A 15,586-nucleotide genomic window follows, 5' to 3' on the forward strand; every position below is an offset into this window, starting at 1 on the left:
AATGGCCTCTTGCCGTTCATCCTCATCTTCCGCATGTTCGTCTTGCCGATGATCGATCGTGGAGGGCCGGTCGGCTTCATCGTGATGGGAGGAAGTTAGACAATGAAGCTATCTTATTTCGTTTCGGCCGCTTTTCTTGCCGCGGCTGCAGTTCCCGCCTCAGCCGCAGAAATTTCCGATGGCAAGGTCAAGATCGGCATCCTCAATGATCAGTCGGGCGTCTATGCCGATTTCGGCGGCAAGTGGTCGGTCGAGGCGGCCAAGATGGCGGTCGAGGATTTCGGCGGCAAGGTGCAGGGAGCGCCGATCGAGGTCATCAGCGCCGACCACCAGAACAAGCCGGACATTGCCTCCAACATTGCCCGGCAGTGGTACGACACCGAACAGGTCGATGCCATCATGGAGCTGACCACCTCTTCGGTGGCGCTCGCCGTCCAGGGGATTTCCAAGGAAAAGAAGAAGATCGATATCGTTACCGGTGCGGCGACCACGGAGCTGACCGGCAAACAGTGCTCGCCCTATGGCTTCCACTGGGCCTATGACACCCACTCGCAGGCGGTGGGAACCGGCGGCTCTCTCGTGCAGCAGGGCGGTGACAGCTGGTTCTTTGTCACCGTCGACTATGCATTCGGCTATTCGCTGAAGGAGCAGACCGCCAAGTTCGTCGAGAGCCACGGTGGCAAGGTACTGGGCGAAGTGCGTTATCCCTTGGGAGCGACCGATTATTCGTCCTTCCTGCTGCAGGCGCAATCGTCCGGCGCCAAGGTCATCGGCCTGGCGAATGCCGGCCTCGATACCTCCAACTCCATCAAACAGGCGGCCGAATTCGGCATTGTCCAGGGCGGCCAGCGTCTTGCAGCGCTTCTCTTCACGCTGGCCGAGGTGCATGGACTGGGCCTTCAGGCGGCGCAGGGCGTCGTGCTGACCGAGGGCTTTTACTGGGATCGCGATGACAAGAGCCGCGAATTCGGCCAGCGCTTCTTCAAGCGCACCAACCGCATGCCGAACATGATCCAGGTCGCCACCTACTCGGCGGTCACGCAATACCTGAAAGCGATCGACAAGGCTGGCACCGACGAGACCGAAGCCGTCGCCAAGCAATTGCATTCGATGCCGGTGAACGACGTCTTTACGGCCAACGGCAAGGTGCAGGCGGACGGCAACATGGTCCACGACATGTATCTTTATCAGGTCAAATCGCCAGCCGAGAGCACCAAGGAGTGGGACTACTACAAATACCTCGCCACCATTCCCGGCAACGAGGCATTCCTCAGCGAGAAGGAAAGCGGCTGTCCGACGGCCGGCCAGTGATCGGCGCGGCCGATGGCGCCTACTGACCTGGACAAGAACGAGCCGCGGGTGGTGCTTTCCGCTCGCGGGTTGCGGCGCGACTTTGCCGGCTTCGTCGCCGTCAAAAGTGTCGATCTCGATGTCAGCCATGGCAACATCCACGCCCTGATCGGACCCAACGGCGCCGGCAAGACGACCGTCTTCAATCTGCTCACCAAGTTCCTGGCGCCGACCAGCGGCAGGATCGAGCTGCTTGGCCACGACATCACCCGAACGTCGCCGGCCAGGGTCGCGCGGATGGGTCTGGTGCGCTCGTTCCAGATATCGGCGATTTTTCCGCACCTCAGCGTGCTCGACAATGTGCGCGTCGCGCTGCAGCGGCCGAGTGGTCTTGCCGTTCAATTCTGGCGTTCCCTGGCGGCGCTCGATCGGCTGACGCCGCGCGCCGAGGAACTGCTGCGGTCGGTCGGTCTCGACGATGCCAGGAACAGGCTTGCCGGCGATCTTTCCTATGGCAGGAAACGCGTGCTCGAGATCGCCACGACCCTGGCGCTCGATCCGAAAGTGCTGCTGCTGGACGAGCCGATGGCCGGCATGGGGCACGAGGATGTGGCCACCGTTTCCGACCTCATCCGCTCGGTGGCCAAGGATCGCGCCGTGCTGATGGTCGAGCACAATCTGACGGTCGTGGCCGATCTTTGCGACTGGATAACGGTCATGCAGCGCGGCGAGGTCCTTGCCGCCGGCGACTACGCCACGGTCAGCCGCGACGAACGCGTGAAGGTCGCCTACATGGGCACCGCCGATGAGTAGTGCCGCACCTCTCCTTGCGGTCGGTGGTCTCAACGCCTGGTATGGCGAGAGCCATGCGCTGCACGGCGTCGATCTGGAGGTGTTTGCCGGCGAGACGGTCACGCTGCTGGGCCGCAACGGCGTCGGCAAGACCACGACGCTGCGCTCCATCATGGGGCTTATCCGCAAGCGAACCGGCCGGATCGCTTTCGACGGCCAGGACCTGATGCGGCTGCCGCTACACCGCACCGCCCATCAAGGCATCGGCTTCGTGCCGGAGGAACGCGGCATCTTCGCGACGCTGACCGTCGACGAGAATCTGGTGCTGCCACCGGTCGTGGCGGAAGGCGGCATGAGCGTCGAGGAAATATTCGATCTCTTCCCCAATCTGAAGGAGCGGCGCAACAGTCCCGGCACGAGGCTGTCGGGCGGCGAACAGCAGATGCTGGCGATCGCACGCATGTTGAGAACCGGCGTGAAAATGCTGCTCCTCGACGAGCCGACGGAGGGTCTCGCTCCCGTCATCGTGCAGCGCATCGGCGAGTTGCTGGCGACGTTGAAGAAGCGCGGCATGACGATCCTGCTGGTCGAGCAGAATTTCCGCTTCGCCAGTCGTGTCGCCGATCGTTTCTATCTGATGGAGCACGGCAAGGTGGTGGCAGGGTTTCCGGTCGGCGAACTGCCGGACCGCATGACGCTGCTGCACGAAGTCCTGGGTGTATGATGGCGTCATGACGATGATCTTCGGAATCCCCGTTCAGGCTTTCCTCGGCCAGTTGCTGGTCGGCCTGATCAACGGATCTTTCTACGCCATGCTGAGCCTGGGCCTGGCCGTCATATTCGGCCTGCTGCGCGTCATCAATTTCGCCCATGGCGCCCAGTATATGCTCGGCGCCTTCGTCGGTTATCTGCTTCTCACATATCTCGGCATCGGCTACTGGCCCGCTTTGATCCTCGCGCCGCTGATCGTCGGTGTCTTCGGCATCGTTGTCGAGCGCCTGGCGCTGTCGAGACTGTACGATCTCGATCCGCTCTACGGCCTGCTCTTCACCTTCGGCCTCGCGCTCGTGCTCGAAGGCATCTTCCGCTATTATTACGGCGTCTCGGGAAACCCTTACGCCGTGCCGCCGCTGCTTGCCGGCGGCACCAATCTCGGCTTCATGTTTCTGCCCAACTATCGCGGCTGGGTGGTGGTCGCCTCGCTGATCGTCTGCTTCGGGACCTGGGCGCTGATCGAGAAGACCAGGCTGGGGTCCTATCTGCGCGCGGCAACCGAAAACCCCCATCTCGTACAGGCTTTCGGCGTCAACGTGCCGTTGCTGCTCACCCTGACCTACGGTCTCGGCTCCGCCCTTGCGGGGCTTGCCGGAATTCTGGCCGCGCCGATCTATCAGGTGAGTCCGCTGATGGGATCGGATCTCATCATCGTTGTCTTCGCGGTCGTCGTGGTCGGGGGCATGGGATCGATCCTTGGCGCGATCGTCACCGGCTACACGCTTGGCCTTGCCGAAGGCCTGACCAAGGTCTTCTACCCCGAGGCTTCCAACCTGGTGGTCTTCGTCATCATGGCCATCGTGCTTTTGGTCCGGCCGGCCGGCCTGTTCGGGAGGGACGCCTGACATGTCGGAAGGGACATCTGACATGGTCGAACTGACGCTTCGCGAGACGCAAGCCAAGACCTCGGCACGGCTTGAATGGACGCTGGTCGGGCTCGGCATCCTGGCGCTGCTGGTGGCGCCCTTCCTGGTCTATCCGATCTTCCTGATGAAGATGCTGTGTTTCGCGCTGTTTGCCTGCGCGTTCAATCTTCTGCTTGGCTATACTGGGCTATTGTCGTTCGGCCATGCCACCTTCTTTGGCGGCGCCGCCTATTTCACCGCGCATGCCGTCAAGGTCTGGGGCTGGCCGCCGGAAGCCGGCATCCTGCTCGGAGTGGCGGGTGCGGCCCTGCTCGGCCTTGTCATGGGCTTTTTCGCCATTCGCCGGCAAGGCATCTATTTCGCCATGATCACACTGGCGCTGTCGCAGATGTTCTTCTTCTTCTGCGTGCAGTCGCCCTTCACCGAAGGCGAGGATGGCATTCAGGGCGTGCCGCGCGGCATGCTGGTTGGCGTCCTCGACCTGAACCGGTCGCTGAACATGTATTATTTCGTGCTGGCGGTGTTCCTGATCGGCGTCTTCGCCATCTGGCGCATCGTCAATTCGCCGTTCGGCATGATCCTGCGCTCGATTCGGGAAAACGAGAACCGCGCCATTTCGCTCGGCTATTCCGTCGCCAACTACAAGCTGGGCGCCTTCGTCATGTCGGCGGCGCTGGCCGGGCTGGCGGGCTCGCTCAAGGCGATCGTGTTCCAGTTCGCCACGCTCACCGACGTCACCTGGCAGATGTCGGGCGAGGTGATCCTGATGACGCTTCTCGGCGGCATCGGCACCATGGTCGGGCCGATCATCGGCGCCAGCCTGGTCATCGGACTGGAAAACACGCTTGCCACCTCCGGCTTTCCGGTGTCCATCGCCACCGGGCTGATCTTCATGGTGTGCGTGCTGATCTTCCGGCGCGGCATTGTCGGCGAATTTTATGCACGGCTTCTCAAGCGGGTGGGGAAGGATTGAGCAGCTCCAGATCGACCGGACGCGGTTTGTGCTAAGGAGTCCGAATATTCTGTCCGGATTCTTTAGAAAGCTATAGATCTCGATCAATTAATGCGACTGCTAGAGACTGGGGGCAATCGCGACGATCACCCTATCTGAACGGGCGAGCACTGCTTTGGGCAAATCGTGATGCGCGCATTCTTTCGATTGGTTGCCGTTGTAATCGCGGTGTCCGGCGTGACCGGTTGCACCGGTATTTCCTACTACGCGCAATCCGTGAAGGGTCATCTGCAGATCATGACGGCGCGTCAGGATGTCGAGAAACTGATCGAGGATCCTGCGACGCCGAAAGTATTGCGCGCCCGAATGGCATCGGCGAGCGCCATACGGCAGTTTGCAACAGATGAACTGGCGCTGCCCGACAACAACAGCTACCGCAGCTATGTCGATATCGGTCGGGATGCGGTGACATGGGCCGTCTTCGCCGCGCCAGAATTCTCGCTGACGCCACGAACATGGTGTTTTCCCGTTTTCGGCTGCGTGCCCTATCGGGGATATTTCTCCAGGAAGTCTGCGACTGAAACCGCTGTCGAACTACAAAGACAGGGCATGGACGTCTATGTGACGGGCATCACTGCATATTCCACGCTTGGCTGGTCAAGTGACCCGCTGCTGAGCACCATGCTCAGCCAGGATGAAACCTATCTTGCAGGGCTGGTTTTCCATGAACTGGCCCACCAGCGCGTCTACGTGCACGACGATACCGCGTTCAACGAGTCGTTCGCTGTCGCCGTTGAGACGACCGGCGTGAGAAAATGGCTGCGCGCGGCTGGCGATACCGCCGCATTGCGCCGTTACGAAGCCGCCCGGAGGCGCAAAGCTGAATTTCTGGCGCTGGTGTCGCAGACCCGAGACGAATTAACGCAGGTCTACTCCAACTCCGGCACCTCGGAGCAGAAGCTGGCCGCAAAGACGGCTGCGATTGAACGGCTGCGGATGCGCTACCGACACATGCGCGAGAGGCGCTGGGGCCGATATCGGGGATACGATGCCTGGTTCGCTTCCCCAATCAACAACGCAAAGCTCGCCGCGACTTCGGTTTATAGCGACCGGGTGACCGCGTTTCTCCGCCTGTTCGACTTGTGTTCGGGCGACTATGTCAGGTTCTATGCGTCGGTTCGACGGATTGGCGCACTGGACAAAGCTCACCGTCCCGAAGCACTTGCGGCGGCAGATAGCTGTTATTGAGCCGGTCAAATGTGAAGGCCGAAGCACCCGCGTCCGAAACCACCATTCAGCCGTGATCACCCCGTGAGGCGCGCACGAAACAAGGTGCAGCCGTCCGCCAGGCGCGACCTGGAGATATCCCGGAATCCAGCCTCGGTCATCCACGCGCGATACTGACCTTCAGTGTACGATTCGCCGTGGCGATAGAGGTTCAGGAAGGTGAGATTCAAAAAGACACCTTCAGGCGGGCCGAGGCGGTCGTCATCGACGACACCCCATCCAGCAATTGCGATCTCGCCTCCTTGTGTGAGGCAACGCGCCGAGTTCAGGATCGCATTGCGCGCCTGGTCCGGCGGAAGCACTTGGACGACGGCCTTCAGGATAGCCAGATCGTGCCGGCCGGTCGATGGCGCGACCGTTATGTCCCCCTCTTCGACAACCACGTCGTCGGCACCGTATTCCGACAGGATAGCTGGCGCGACCGCCGCGACCGTTGGCAGTTCCATCAACGTGGCCGTCATCCGTGGCCACCGCTCGCGAAGTCCCACGAGTATGGTCCCGGCGCCCCCGCCGATGTCGATCACCGAACCGGTCGCCGAGAGGTCCATCTCCCGGGCCAGATTCCGGCCGAAAATCACCCCACCCGGTGCGAGCATGCGGCTGAAGGCCGCCGCCGACTCAGGTCCCGCTTCGGAAAAGTCATGCAGCGCAGCCGGCCGGTTCTGTCGCAGCGACTCCGCGGTCAAAAGGTCAGCTCCCCACAGCTCGCGCAGGAGCGCATGATCGCCGCCGCGATAGCTCGGCTTCGACGCGTCGAGGAACTCCGACGCTTCGGCTCCGTTGCGAAATTGACCATCCTCGACTTCGAGGAGACCGATGCTGGCGAGTGCGTAGAGGAGCCGCGACAGACGATCGGGCTCGACTTGGAGCGCGGCCCCAAGGCTGTCAGCAGTCGCAGCATCGCCACCGAGCCGGGTGAAGATGCCAAGGTCCAACCCGGCGCGAAGCGCCAAGGCGGGGGGCACCGCTGCGATCAGCTTGTCGATCCGATCAGAATCCACCATGTCACGTCCCCTCCGCGATCCAGGACAAGTCATTATTTCGAGCGACCGACACGATGACGTAACGGATATTCCTGGCAAAGCTGAACGAACGTCGGCTTCTGAGAATGTCTACCGCCGCCTCGAACGTCCGACATGCGGCGCAGTCCCGACGTTCAGATGGTGACGGACCGGCCGAGAACTCCCAATGGCGCGGTTGAGATTGCCCGCGCGCGGTTCTATTGGTCCGAAAACCTCACGCTCACGCCGCGCTGCCGAAAATAAGCCTGCATCAACTTGCGTCCCGAGCGGTTGCTCTGCGCCAACTTGGTCGGATCGAACACCGCCTGTTCTATCCCCTCTCGTGCCAGCGCTGCCTTGAGCGTCGCGATATGTGCGTCGATGTCGGCATTGTCCGCCCGGAGCGAGGTATAGATGCTTTCAGTTGCCTGGGCCACGGTCAGTTCGCTCATTGGTATCGTCCTTTGGTTGGTTGTGCGGCGCTTAGCACAGATTCGCGGCTCCGCCGATACCGTCAGTGCACAGCGCCCGTCGCGAAAGCGAACCGTTCCTTATGGGGCTTCGTAGAGTTCCAGCGGCAATCCATCTGGGTCTCTGAAAAAGGTAAATCGTTGGTCTGTATATGGGTCGATCCGGATTGGCTCAACGGCAACGCCTGCGGCTTCCAGGCGTATAATTACGGGATCAAGATTCGCCACGGCAAATGCCAGATGTCTTAGGCCCGTCGCCTCTGGATGGGACGGCCGCATCGCTGGTGCAGGGAAGGAGAACAATTCCAGTTGGACCGACCCGATTCGCAGATCCGCCTTCCATGACTGCCGCTCCTCCCGATAGACCTCCTGGATCAGATCGAGGCCGAGCAGTTCGACGTAGAACCGTCGCGACCGGTCGTAGTCGGTGCAGATGAGCGCGACGTGGTGAATGGCGTTCAGCATGCTGCTAATTCCAGCCAAGCTGGGATTTGAGGCCAAGGTGCTCATGCCACGGCTCTGATTTACCCCGTTGCTCAACTTCACCCATAACACCCGCGTTCCACCGCCAGCCGTCGCACCAGCGCCAGCACGGCATCGATGGTCGGCGTCGGCTTGTTCGTCAGGCGGCCGAGTTCCTGGACCGCGCTCACCAGCGCGTCGATCTCCATCGGCCGGCCGCGCTCTAGGTCCTGCAGCATCGAGGTCTTGTGCTCGCCGACATCGCCGGCGCCCTTGATGCGGCGGTCGACGGCTATCGGGAATCGCACGCCGAGGCTTTCGCCGATCGCCTGCGCCTCCAGCATCATGGTGCGGGCAAGCGTGCGGGTGCCCTCGTCGGCGACGATTCCCGCCAGCGTGCTGCCGGTCAGTGCAGAGATCGGGTTGAAGGAGAGATTGCCCCACAGTTTTACCCAGATCTCGCTGCGGATGTCGTCGCGCACCGGCACCTGCAAGCCGGCCTTGACCATCTCCTCGGCCAGAACCGTGACCCGTTCGCTGCGCTCGCCCGAGGGTTCGCCGAGCGAGAAGCGCTTGCCCTCGACATGGCGGATGAGGCCGGGCGCATCGACCTCGACGGCGGGATAGACGACCGAGCCGATGACGCGCTCCGGGCCGATCCGCTGCCAGATGGCGCCGCCGGGATCGACCGCGCTCAGCCTTGTGCCTTCGAGCGGTCCGCCAACGCCATGGAAATACCACCACGGCACGCCGTTCTGCATGGTGACGACTGATGTGTGAGCCCCAAGCAGCGGCGCGATCTGGTCAAGGGCCGGGGTGAGGGAATGGGCCTTCAGCGCCAGCACGACATAGTCCTGGACGCCAAGCTCCTCGGCCTTTGCAGCGGCCCGGACGGGGACCGAAACTTCCTGGCCGTCCTCGATCAGGCGCAGGCCATTTGCCCTGATCTGGTCCAGATGCGCGCCGCGCGCGACGATCGAAAGATCGGTCCGCCCAGTGATCGCCAGCTTGGCGGCGAGATAGCCGCCGATCGCGCCGGCGCCGAAGATGGCGATCTTCATCGTCAAAGCCCAAGTTTGGCGGCAAGACCGATGCGTTGCAATTTGCCGGTCGCGCCCTTGGGGATCTCGTCCAGGATCAGGATCTTGCGCGGCACCTTGAAGTCGGCAAGCCGCGTCGCTGCATAGAGGCGGATGTCGCCCTCGGTGGCGCTGATGCCTTCGCGCAGCACAACCGCCGCCGCCACCTCCTCGCCAAGCTTGTCATGCGGCATGGCAAAGGTGACGACCTGCGCCACCGCCGGATGATCCATCAGCACATCGTCGACCTCGAGCGGCGATATCTTTTCGCCGCCGCGGTTGATGATCTCCTTGAGTCGTCCGGTGACCCTGAGATAGCCGTCCTCGTCCAGCACGCCCTGGTCGCCGGTGTGGAACCAGCCATGCGCGAAAGCCGTGGCGTTGGCATCCGGGTTCTTCTCGTAGCCCACCGTGACGTTGGGTCCGCGAATGACGATCTCGCCGGTCTCGCCGGCTGCGAGCAGCCGCCCGTCGGGCGCCATCACAGCCAAGTCCGGCCCGGCGGAGGCACCGACGCTGCCCGGCTTGCGCTGACCCGGCGGCAGCCGGTTCGATGCCATCTGGTGCGCCGCCTCGGTCATCCCGTAGGATTCGATCACCGGGCAGCCGAAGGTCGCTTCCAGTTCAGCCATCACTTGCGCCGGCAGCGACGCCGAAGACGAGCGGATGAAGCGCAGGCGCGCCGCCGCCAGCGCCTCGGTGTTGCGCGCCGCCCTGGGCAGGATCGCCTGATGCATGGTCGGCACCGCGGTGTACCAGCTTGGCCGTGCCTCGCTCAGCCATTGGAAGAAGCGCAGCGCGTTGAAGCCGGGCGTGCAGTAGATGCTGCCGCCTGATGCCAGCGACGACAGCACGGCCGCGATCAGGCCGTGAATGTGGAACAGCGGCATGATGTTGAGGCAGCGGTCATCGGCCGTCAGGCCGAGCGTCGCGCCGATATGGGCGGCCGACGCGGCGAGATTGGCATGGCTGAGCGGCACCAGTTTTGGCCGCGATGTCGTGCCGGAGGTGTGCAGCAACAGCGCGATGTCACCGTCCCGCGCCATGTCGGGGGCTGCCGGCGCACCGACCGCCGCGCCTTCGATCGTGAAGCTGCCGGCGGGTGTGTCCCGCTGCACGACAAGCCTGAGCACGCCGATGCCGAGGCGCTCGGCCACCGTCACCGCTGGTCCGGTCTCGCCCTCCGCGACAAGGATCGCCTTGGCGCCGATGTCGGTCAGGTAGAAATCGAGCTCGTCGGCCCGGTAGGCGGGATTGAGCGGCGCCGTCGAGGCGGCGGCCGCCACGGCGACAAAAGCGGTGGCCATCTCGGGTCCGTTCGGAAGCACGATCGCCACCCTGTCGCCCCGACCGATGCCGCGCGCATGCAAAGCGGCAGCCGTGGCGGCGATCAGGCTGCGCAATCCGCCATGGGTGAGCGTCGCCCTGTCGGGCGCCAGGATGGCAGGCGCGTTGTCGGCGCCGGCGGCGAGACGGCGGGAGAGGTCTGCGTGGGTTTCAGTTTGGGTCATGGTCACCGGCTATGTTCAAGTGCAGAAGTCTAGCATGGGGTTTCGGTCCCAAGGTAATCGCTTCAGGCCAATTGTCGACCTTGGCGCCGCCCCTGCGGCCGGTCACCTCAATACCCAAGCGCCAAACCATCCTTGCGCGGATCGGAGGCGCCGGTCAGCGTTCCCTTCTCCCAGTCGATCAGCACTGCCTGCCCGCCGCCCAGCGGATGATGCGGCTCGGCTGTGCGATGGCCGCGCCGTCGCAAGCCCTCGATCGCCTCGGCGGGAATGCCACGCTCGGCCTCCACGGCGTCGTCATTGTAAAACACCCTGGGTGCATCCAGCGCCTGCTGCGGATCCATGCCGAAGTCGATCATGTTGGTGAGCAGATGGACATGCCCGAACGGCTGGTAGCCGCCACCCATGACGCCGAAGGGCATAACGACGCGGCCGTTCCTGGTTGCCATGCCCGGCATGATCGTGTGCATCGGCCGCTTGCCGGGTGCGATCGCGTTCGGGTGCGCCGGGTCGAGGCGGAAGCTGGAGCCGCGGTTCTGGAGCACGACGCCGGTCTTGGGGCCGACCACGCCGCTGCCGAACGAATAATAGGTCGAGTTGATGAAAGAGACCGCGTTGCGGTCGCGGTCGACGATGGAGATGTAGACCGTATCGCTGCCGGGCAGGTCCACGCGCGGCAGATGCGTCATGGCGTGGTCGCGGTCGATCTCGGCGCGCAGCCGGTCGGCATAGGCGCCGGACAGGAGCTGCTTGACCGGCACCCGAACATGATCCTGGTCGGCGACATAGCGGTCGCGGTCGCTGTAAGCCAGCCGCCCGGCCTCGATCTCCAGATGCAGGCGCTCGGCGCCATTCGGGTCGAGCCCGCCAAGCTTGAAGCCCGACAGCACGTTCAGCATCAAAAGCGCCGTCAGGCCCTGATTGTTCGGCGGCATCTGATGGATCTCATGGCCGCCATAGGCGGTGCTGACCGGCGCCACATAGTCGCCTTTGGTCGCGGCAAAATCCTCGGCCGAATGAAGCCCACCCAGTTCGTTGAGCCGGCTAATGATATCGTCGGCGACAGCGCCTTCGTAGAATCCAGCCCTGCCTTGTTTAGCGATGATCCGCAAGGTGGCGGCGAGTTCCGGCTGACGGTGGAGGTCACCGGCCATCGGCGCCTTGCCGCCGGGCAGGAAGATGCGCGCGGCATGCTCGTCGGCCGACAGGTCGGTTTCCGGTTCGGCCCAGTCGAAGGCGACGCGGTCATGCACGACATAACCGTTTTCGGCATAATGGATGGCCGGCGCCAGCGCCTCGGCAAGGCCCTTGCGGCCATGGTCTTCGAGCAGTCGGCTCCAGGCGTCGACGGCACCCGGCACGGTGACCGCATGCGGGCCCTGCAGCGGGATGCGGTCGAAGCCTTTTTCCAGATACCAGTCGACCGTCGCCCTGGCCGGCGCCCGCCCCGAGCCGTTGAATGCCAGCACATTGCCTTGTCCTGCCGGGCTGTAGAGCACGAAGCAGTCGCCGCCGATGCCGGTCGATTGCGGTTCGACCACGCCCTGCACGGCGGCGGCGCAGACCGCTGCATCCATGGCGTTGCCGCCTGAGCGCAGCATCTCGATGGCGGCAAGGGTTGCAAGCGGATGCGATGTGGCTGCCATCGCTTCCGTGGCACGAACCGGCGAGCGGCCGGGAAACTGGAAATCACGCATTCTGTCTTTGTATCCCTTGGTCTGATGGATGCGACATTGCCGCCATGGCGTAACACGACACTGCAACGGATCGCTTCGACTTCTCGACACTGCGCATTTTGCCAATTCTACTCGTTATGCCAGACGCGTATCAGGCTCGGACCCGATAGGGCGTTAGCCAGGTTTCCAGCGTGTTCAGTGCCGAGATGATCGTGAAATTGATTGTGAGATAGATCGCGCCCGCGGCCACGAAAACCTCTACGGCGCGATAGGTCTGCGAAATGAGCCCCTGGGCGATGCCCGTCACTTCCATCAGGGTGACGATCGATGCAAGCGACGTGCCCTTTACCATGAGGATGATCTCGTTGCTGTAGCTCGGTATGGCTTGGCGCAGCGCCAAAGGCAGAACGACGAGGCGCAGGGTCTGGAGCCGTGTCATGCCGAAGGCAGAGGCCGCCTCGACAAGGCCGCGCGGCACACCCTGTATCGCACCCCGCAGGATTTCGCTGCCATAGGCGGCGGTATTGAGACTGAGCGCGATGATGGCGCACCAATAGGGCTCGCGAAACAGCCACCAGAGCCCAACTGCCTGAAGTGTGGGGCGGAACTGGCCGAGGCCGTAATAGATGAGGAATATCTGGACGAGCAATGGCGTGCCGCGAAAGACGGCAACGAAGGAGCGTATGGGCCAGACCAGCATCCGATGGTTTCCCTGCTGCGCCAGTGCGAGCAACAGGGCCAAGGCAAAGCCTATTCCGATCGACAACCCCGCAAGTTGCAAGGTTAACGGCAAGCCGGAGAGAAGGGTGGGAATGATCTCTACAAAGAAGGCGAAGTCGATCATGCGTGGACCATGCCTCGCCACGCCCGTGCCTCGCCGTAGCGGAAGACCGATCCGGTCACGGTAGCGATGAGGAAATACAGCGTCGCGGCTGCTATATAGAAGACGAAGGGCTCCCGCATCGATCCCGCGCCGATCTGAGATTGCCGCATCAATTCCACCAAGCCGATCACGGAGATCAAGGCCGAGTCCTTGAGCACAAGCTGCCAGACATTTCCGAGACCCGGCAGCGCGTGCCGCATCAGTTGAGGCACGATGACGAGGCGCAGCGATTGGAACCGGGACAAGCCGAGCGCCTTGCTAGCCTCAAACTGGCCGAGATCGACGGCGAGATACGCTCCGCGATAGACCTCGGCTTGATAGGCGCCCGAAATGATGCCGATCGCCAGGACGCCAGTCGCAAATGTCGGCAGCCCGACGAAGCCTGCGCTGCCGAAGAATTTGCCGATCTCAGTCAATGCTATGCTGCCGCCGTAGTAAAGCAGGTAGATCGTCAACAGATCGGGCACACCCCTGAACACCGTGCCATAGCCCTTGGCGACCCATGACGGCAAAGCTCTCGTGGAGAGCCGGCCTCCTGCTGCAACCGCGCCGAAGAGAGCGCCGAGCAGGAAGCCGAGGACTGACAGCGCAAATGTCACGCCAGCTGCCAGCAGCAGGGCTCCGCCCCAGCCACCCTTGCCCACGGAAAGGATATGGAGTGTGTCCGTCATGTGAAACCTGATCTTTCAGCACGGCACCCGGCCGATCGGTTGATACCAACCGGCCCGACAGAACACACAACATGGCTACTTGACCGGTGTCACGTCCGTTTTCACCCATTTTTCCGAGATGCGTTTAATGGTCCCGTCGGCAATGGCGGCGCTGATCGCGTCGTTCAGCATTTCCTTGAGCTTGGCGTCTTCCTTCCTGAGTCCCGCACCCGTTCCGGCGCCGAACAAGCCGCCGACAAAGCCCGGACCTGCAACCGTGAAGCCCGAGAATTCGGGTTTTGCGAGCGTCGCGGCGAGCGCTGTCTTCTGAGCGAATATTGCATCGATGCGGCCTGCGGCCAGATCGAGATCGTGCTGCTCGGTCGTCTTGTATTCGCGAATCTCCACCGTGTCGCCGAAGTATTTCTTGAGGAATTCGAGCATGGCCGTGGCCGCCTGGACACCGACTACCTTGCCCTTCAGCAAGGGCTTCAACTTGTCGACCGCGGCCTTGGAAGCAGCCTCATCGTCCAGTTTGAATTTCTCGGTCGAAGCGCCGAGCTTCCCCAGATCGCTATCCTTGGCGGCTGCGAACCCGCCCGGGTCGATCGCATAAGGCTGGGTGAAGTCGATGGTCTCGAGGCGTTTCGGCGTGATGAACATGCTGGCCATGATCACATCGAACTTGCCTACCTTCAGCGAAGGAATAAGTCCGTCCCAGTCCTGAGCGATGATGGTGCATTTGACCTTCATCCGCTCGCAAAGATTGTTGGCGAGTTCGATCTCCAGTCCGTCGAGCTTGCCGTCTGCATTGGTGAAGTTCCACGGAGCGTAGGCGCCCTCCGTGGCGATGGTTATGGCCTTGGGCGCGTCCTCGGCCAATGCGGTGTGCATGAAGCCGAACATGCTGAGTGCGGCCGCAACTGCGGCCAAACGACAAACTTTCATGTGGTTCCCCTTTTTTGATAGGCTGATCGATCTGTTCCTACGTCCGGCCGCATTGTCGGTTCGAGGCCATTCTTGTCCGGCCGGCGTTCGTCACCGGCTCGGACTCACGAACTCGGCCAGCATCGGTGCTGTGCTGAGAATATGATCCTGCATCACCTTTTCCGCGTGAAGTTCGTCGCCTGAACGCAAGGCCGCGATCACGGCGGCATGCTCCTCGCGCGCAGAATGCGGCTTGTCACAGTCGTCGAACCAGATGCGCATGTAGGGCTCTATCACCACATGCAGCGCCGATATCTGGTGAATAAGCTTGGGCCTCCGGCTTAGCGCACAGATACGGCCATGGAATTCCTGGTGGCGGACCACCCAGTCGCTGCTGCCGCTCTGGCCCGCGCGTTCCATGCGCTCGAGCAGGCGCTCGAGGTCCTCGAACTCCTCCTCATCGGTCCGGGGCATCGCGAGCCTTACGGCCAGTCCCTCCAGAACCGAGCGAATTTCGAAAATCTCGTAAAGCTCATCGACCGTCAGGCCTGCGACCACGCATCCACGATTGGGCCGCAGAACCACCAGCCCGTCGGAGGCCAGGCGCCGAAAGGCTTCCCGCACCGGCATGCGACTCATGCCGATCTCGGCGGCAATCTCCTCCGGAATAAGCCTGTCGCCCGGTTTGTAGCGGCCGAGGCGAAGGGCTCTCTGAACGTGCCTGTACGCTTCTTCCTCAGCAGTGGCGGACATCTGTGGCTCTGCCGGAAAGGCCGCTGACATGGGGCACCTAAAAGTATTTTTGTATCCACGTATTATCAAATCCGCATTTTATTTCATCGTCAATACCCCGGGGACACGTTCTGAAGCCGATACCGGTGCAGTGCACCGCCGGCACGATCTATTTCGGGCCGGGCGAGTCTTTGGGATGGTGCCGCCCTGGGCGTGGCAAATCAGACGGGCTACGAC

General features: G+C 62.6%; 16 protein-coding genes. 6 read left to right on the forward strand and 10 right to left on the reverse strand.

The window, feature by feature from the left end; translation table 11 throughout:
* Positions 1 to 102 precede the first annotated feature (102 nt).
* From ASD12_RS25050 to ASD12_RS25075, 6 genes are all read left to right on the forward strand, one after another.
* Positions 103 to 1,311 (forward strand): ABC transporter substrate-binding protein, encoded by a 1,209-nt coding sequence (locus ASD12_RS25050; protein ID WP_056592733.1) that lies wholly within the window; start codon positions 103 to 105, stop codon positions 1,309 to 1,311.
* A 12-nt stretch (positions 1,312 to 1,323) separates the two neighbouring features.
* On the forward strand, positions 1,324 to 2,103 hold the full coding sequence (locus ASD12_RS25055; protein ID WP_056592736.1) for an ABC transporter ATP-binding protein: 780 nt from the start codon (positions 1,324 to 1,326) through the stop codon (positions 2,101 to 2,103).
* Positions 2,096 to 2,806, forward strand: coding sequence for an ABC transporter ATP-binding protein (locus ASD12_RS25060; protein WP_056592739.1), 711 nt, complete (start codon positions 2,096 to 2,098; stop codon positions 2,804 to 2,806). Before ASD12_RS25055 ends, ASD12_RS25060 begins: the two co-directional genes overlap by 8 nt.
* Positions 2,807 to 2,813: 7 nt before the next feature.
* Positions 2,814 to 3,701, forward strand: coding sequence for a branched-chain amino acid ABC transporter permease (locus tag ASD12_RS25065; protein ID WP_056593393.1), 888 nt, complete (start codon positions 2,814 to 2,816; stop codon positions 3,699 to 3,701).
* 22 nt (positions 3,702 to 3,723) lie between these two features.
* Positions 3,724 to 4,695 carry a branched-chain amino acid ABC transporter permease gene (locus ASD12_RS25070; protein ID WP_056592742.1) on the forward strand — a complete coding sequence of 324 codons (972 nt, stop codon included), beginning with the start codon at positions 3,724 to 3,726 and terminating at the stop codon, positions 4,693 to 4,695.
* A gap of 168 nt (positions 4,696 to 4,863) precedes the next feature.
* Entirely contained in the window at positions 4,864 to 5,922 is a 1,059-nt protein-coding gene (locus ASD12_RS25075; RefSeq protein ID WP_056592744.1) for an aminopeptidase, read from the forward strand.
* Between the two features lie 56 nt (positions 5,923 to 5,978).
* On the opposite strand, the gene ASD12_RS25080 is transcribed toward ASD12_RS25075, so the two are convergent.
* The 10 genes from ASD12_RS25080 to ASD12_RS25125 all read right to left on the reverse strand — a co-directional run bounded on the left by ASD12_RS25080 (position 5,979) and on the right by ASD12_RS25125 (position 15,370).
* Entirely contained in the window at positions 5,979 to 6,965 is a 987-nt protein-coding gene (locus ASD12_RS25080; protein ID WP_056592747.1) for a methyltransferase, read from the reverse strand.
* A 215-nt stretch (positions 6,966 to 7,180) separates the two neighbouring features.
* The gene (locus tag ASD12_RS25085; RefSeq protein WP_056592750.1) at positions 7,181 to 7,414 is read right to left on the reverse strand and encodes a hypothetical protein; all 234 of its coding nucleotides are present in this window, start codon (positions 7,412 to 7,414) and stop codon (positions 7,181 to 7,183) included.
* A gap of 99 nt (positions 7,415 to 7,513) precedes the next feature.
* Positions 7,514 to 7,897 (reverse strand): VOC family protein, encoded by a 384-nt coding sequence (locus tag ASD12_RS25090; RefSeq protein WP_082525692.1) that lies wholly within the window; start codon positions 7,895 to 7,897, stop codon positions 7,514 to 7,516.
* A gap of 77 nt (positions 7,898 to 7,974) precedes the next feature.
* Positions 7,975 to 8,955, reverse strand: a complete 981-nt coding sequence (locus tag ASD12_RS25095) for a 2-dehydropantoate 2-reductase (protein WP_056592752.1) — start codon at positions 8,953 to 8,955, stop codon at positions 7,975 to 7,977.
* Between the two features lie 2 nt (positions 8,956 to 8,957).
* Positions 8,958 to 10,484 carry an acyl--CoA ligase gene (locus ASD12_RS25100; protein WP_056592754.1) on the reverse strand — a complete coding sequence of 509 codons (1,527 nt, stop codon included), beginning with the start codon at positions 10,482 to 10,484 and terminating at the stop codon, positions 8,958 to 8,960.
* A gap of 107 nt (positions 10,485 to 10,591) precedes the next feature.
* Positions 10,592 to 12,178 (reverse strand): gamma-glutamyltransferase, encoded by a 1,587-nt coding sequence (gene ggt, locus ASD12_RS25105; protein WP_056592757.1) that lies wholly within the window; start codon positions 12,176 to 12,178, stop codon positions 10,592 to 10,594.
* Positions 12,179 to 12,308: 130 nt separating this feature from the next.
* The gene (locus ASD12_RS25110; protein ID WP_056592760.1) at positions 12,309 to 13,001 is read right to left on the reverse strand and encodes an ABC transporter permease; all 693 of its coding nucleotides are present in this window, start codon (positions 12,999 to 13,001) and stop codon (positions 12,309 to 12,311) included.
* Entirely contained in the window at positions 12,998 to 13,711 is a 714-nt protein-coding gene (locus ASD12_RS25115; RefSeq protein WP_056592763.1) for an ABC transporter permease subunit, read from the reverse strand. The genes ASD12_RS25110 and ASD12_RS25115 overlap by 4 nt, the downstream gene beginning before the upstream one ends.
* Before the next feature lie 75 nt (positions 13,712 to 13,786).
* Positions 13,787 to 14,638, reverse strand: coding sequence for a transporter substrate-binding domain-containing protein (locus tag ASD12_RS25120; RefSeq protein WP_056592765.1), 852 nt, complete (start codon positions 14,636 to 14,638; stop codon positions 13,787 to 13,789).
* 90 nt (positions 14,639 to 14,728) lie between these two features.
* Positions 14,729 to 15,370: a GntR family transcriptional regulator gene (locus ASD12_RS25125; protein ID WP_244482967.1), complete on the reverse strand. Its 642-nt coding sequence runs from the start codon at positions 15,368 to 15,370 to the stop codon at positions 14,729 to 14,731.
* Positions 15,371 to 15,586 lie beyond the last annotated feature (216 nt).

It is taken from the genome of Mesorhizobium sp. Root102, from assembly GCF_001425625.1.
Lineage (GTDB): Bacteria > Pseudomonadota > Alphaproteobacteria > Rhizobiales > Rhizobiaceae > Mesorhizobium.

Excerpts from the sequence above, each read along its gene's own strand:
- ASD12_RS25050 (WP_056592733.1), top strand. The coding sequence starts at position 103 with ATGAAGCTATCTTATTTCGTTTCGGCCGCTTTTCTTGCCGCGGCTGCA.
- ASD12_RS25055 (WP_056592736.1), top strand. The coding sequence starts at position 1,324 with ATGGCGCCTACTGACCTGGACAAGAACGAGCCGCGGGTGGTGCTTTCC.
- ASD12_RS25060 (WP_056592739.1), top strand. The coding sequence starts at position 2,096 with ATGAGTAGTGCCGCACCTCTCCTTGCGGTCGGTGGTCTCAACGCCTGG.
- ASD12_RS25065 (WP_056593393.1), top strand. The coding sequence starts at position 2,814 with ATGACGATGATCTTCGGAATCCCCGTTCAGGCTTTCCTCGGCCAGTTG.
- ASD12_RS25070 (WP_056592742.1), top strand. The coding sequence starts at position 3,724 with ATGGTCGAACTGACGCTTCGCGAGACGCAAGCCAAGACCTCGGCACGG.
- ASD12_RS25075 (WP_056592744.1), top strand. The coding sequence starts at position 4,864 with ATGCGCGCATTCTTTCGATTGGTTGCCGTTGTAATCGCGGTGTCCGGC.
- ASD12_RS25080 (WP_056592747.1), bottom strand. The coding sequence starts at position 6,965 with ATGGTGGATTCTGATCGGATCGACAAGCTGATCGCAGCGGTGCCCCCC.
- ASD12_RS25085 (WP_056592750.1), bottom strand. The coding sequence starts at position 7,414 with ATGAGCGAACTGACCGTGGCCCAGGCAACTGAAAGCATCTATACCTCG.
- ASD12_RS25090 (WP_082525692.1), bottom strand. The coding sequence starts at position 7,897 with ATGCTGAACGCCATTCACCACGTCGCGCTCATCTGCACCGACTACGAC.
- ASD12_RS25095 (WP_056592752.1), bottom strand. The coding sequence starts at position 8,955 with ATGAAGATCGCCATCTTCGGCGCCGGCGCGATCGGCGGCTATCTCGCC.
- ASD12_RS25100 (WP_056592754.1), bottom strand. The coding sequence starts at position 10,484 with ATGACCCAAACTGAAACCCACGCAGACCTCTCCCGCCGTCTCGCCGCC.
- ggt (WP_056592757.1), bottom strand. The coding sequence starts at position 12,178 with ATGCGTGATTTCCAGTTTCCCGGCCGCTCGCCGGTTCGTGCCACGGAA.
- ASD12_RS25110 (WP_056592760.1), bottom strand. The coding sequence starts at position 13,001 with ATGATCGACTTCGCCTTCTTTGTAGAGATCATTCCCACCCTTCTCTCC.
- ASD12_RS25115 (WP_056592763.1), bottom strand. The coding sequence starts at position 13,711 with ATGACGGACACACTCCATATCCTTTCCGTGGGCAAGGGTGGCTGGGGC.
- ASD12_RS25120 (WP_056592765.1), bottom strand. The coding sequence starts at position 14,638 with ATGAAAGTTTGTCGTTTGGCCGCAGTTGCGGCCGCACTCAGCATGTTC.
- ASD12_RS25125 (WP_244482967.1), bottom strand. The coding sequence starts at position 15,370 with ATGTCCGCCACTGCTGAGGAAGAAGCGTACAGGCACGTTCAGAGAGCC.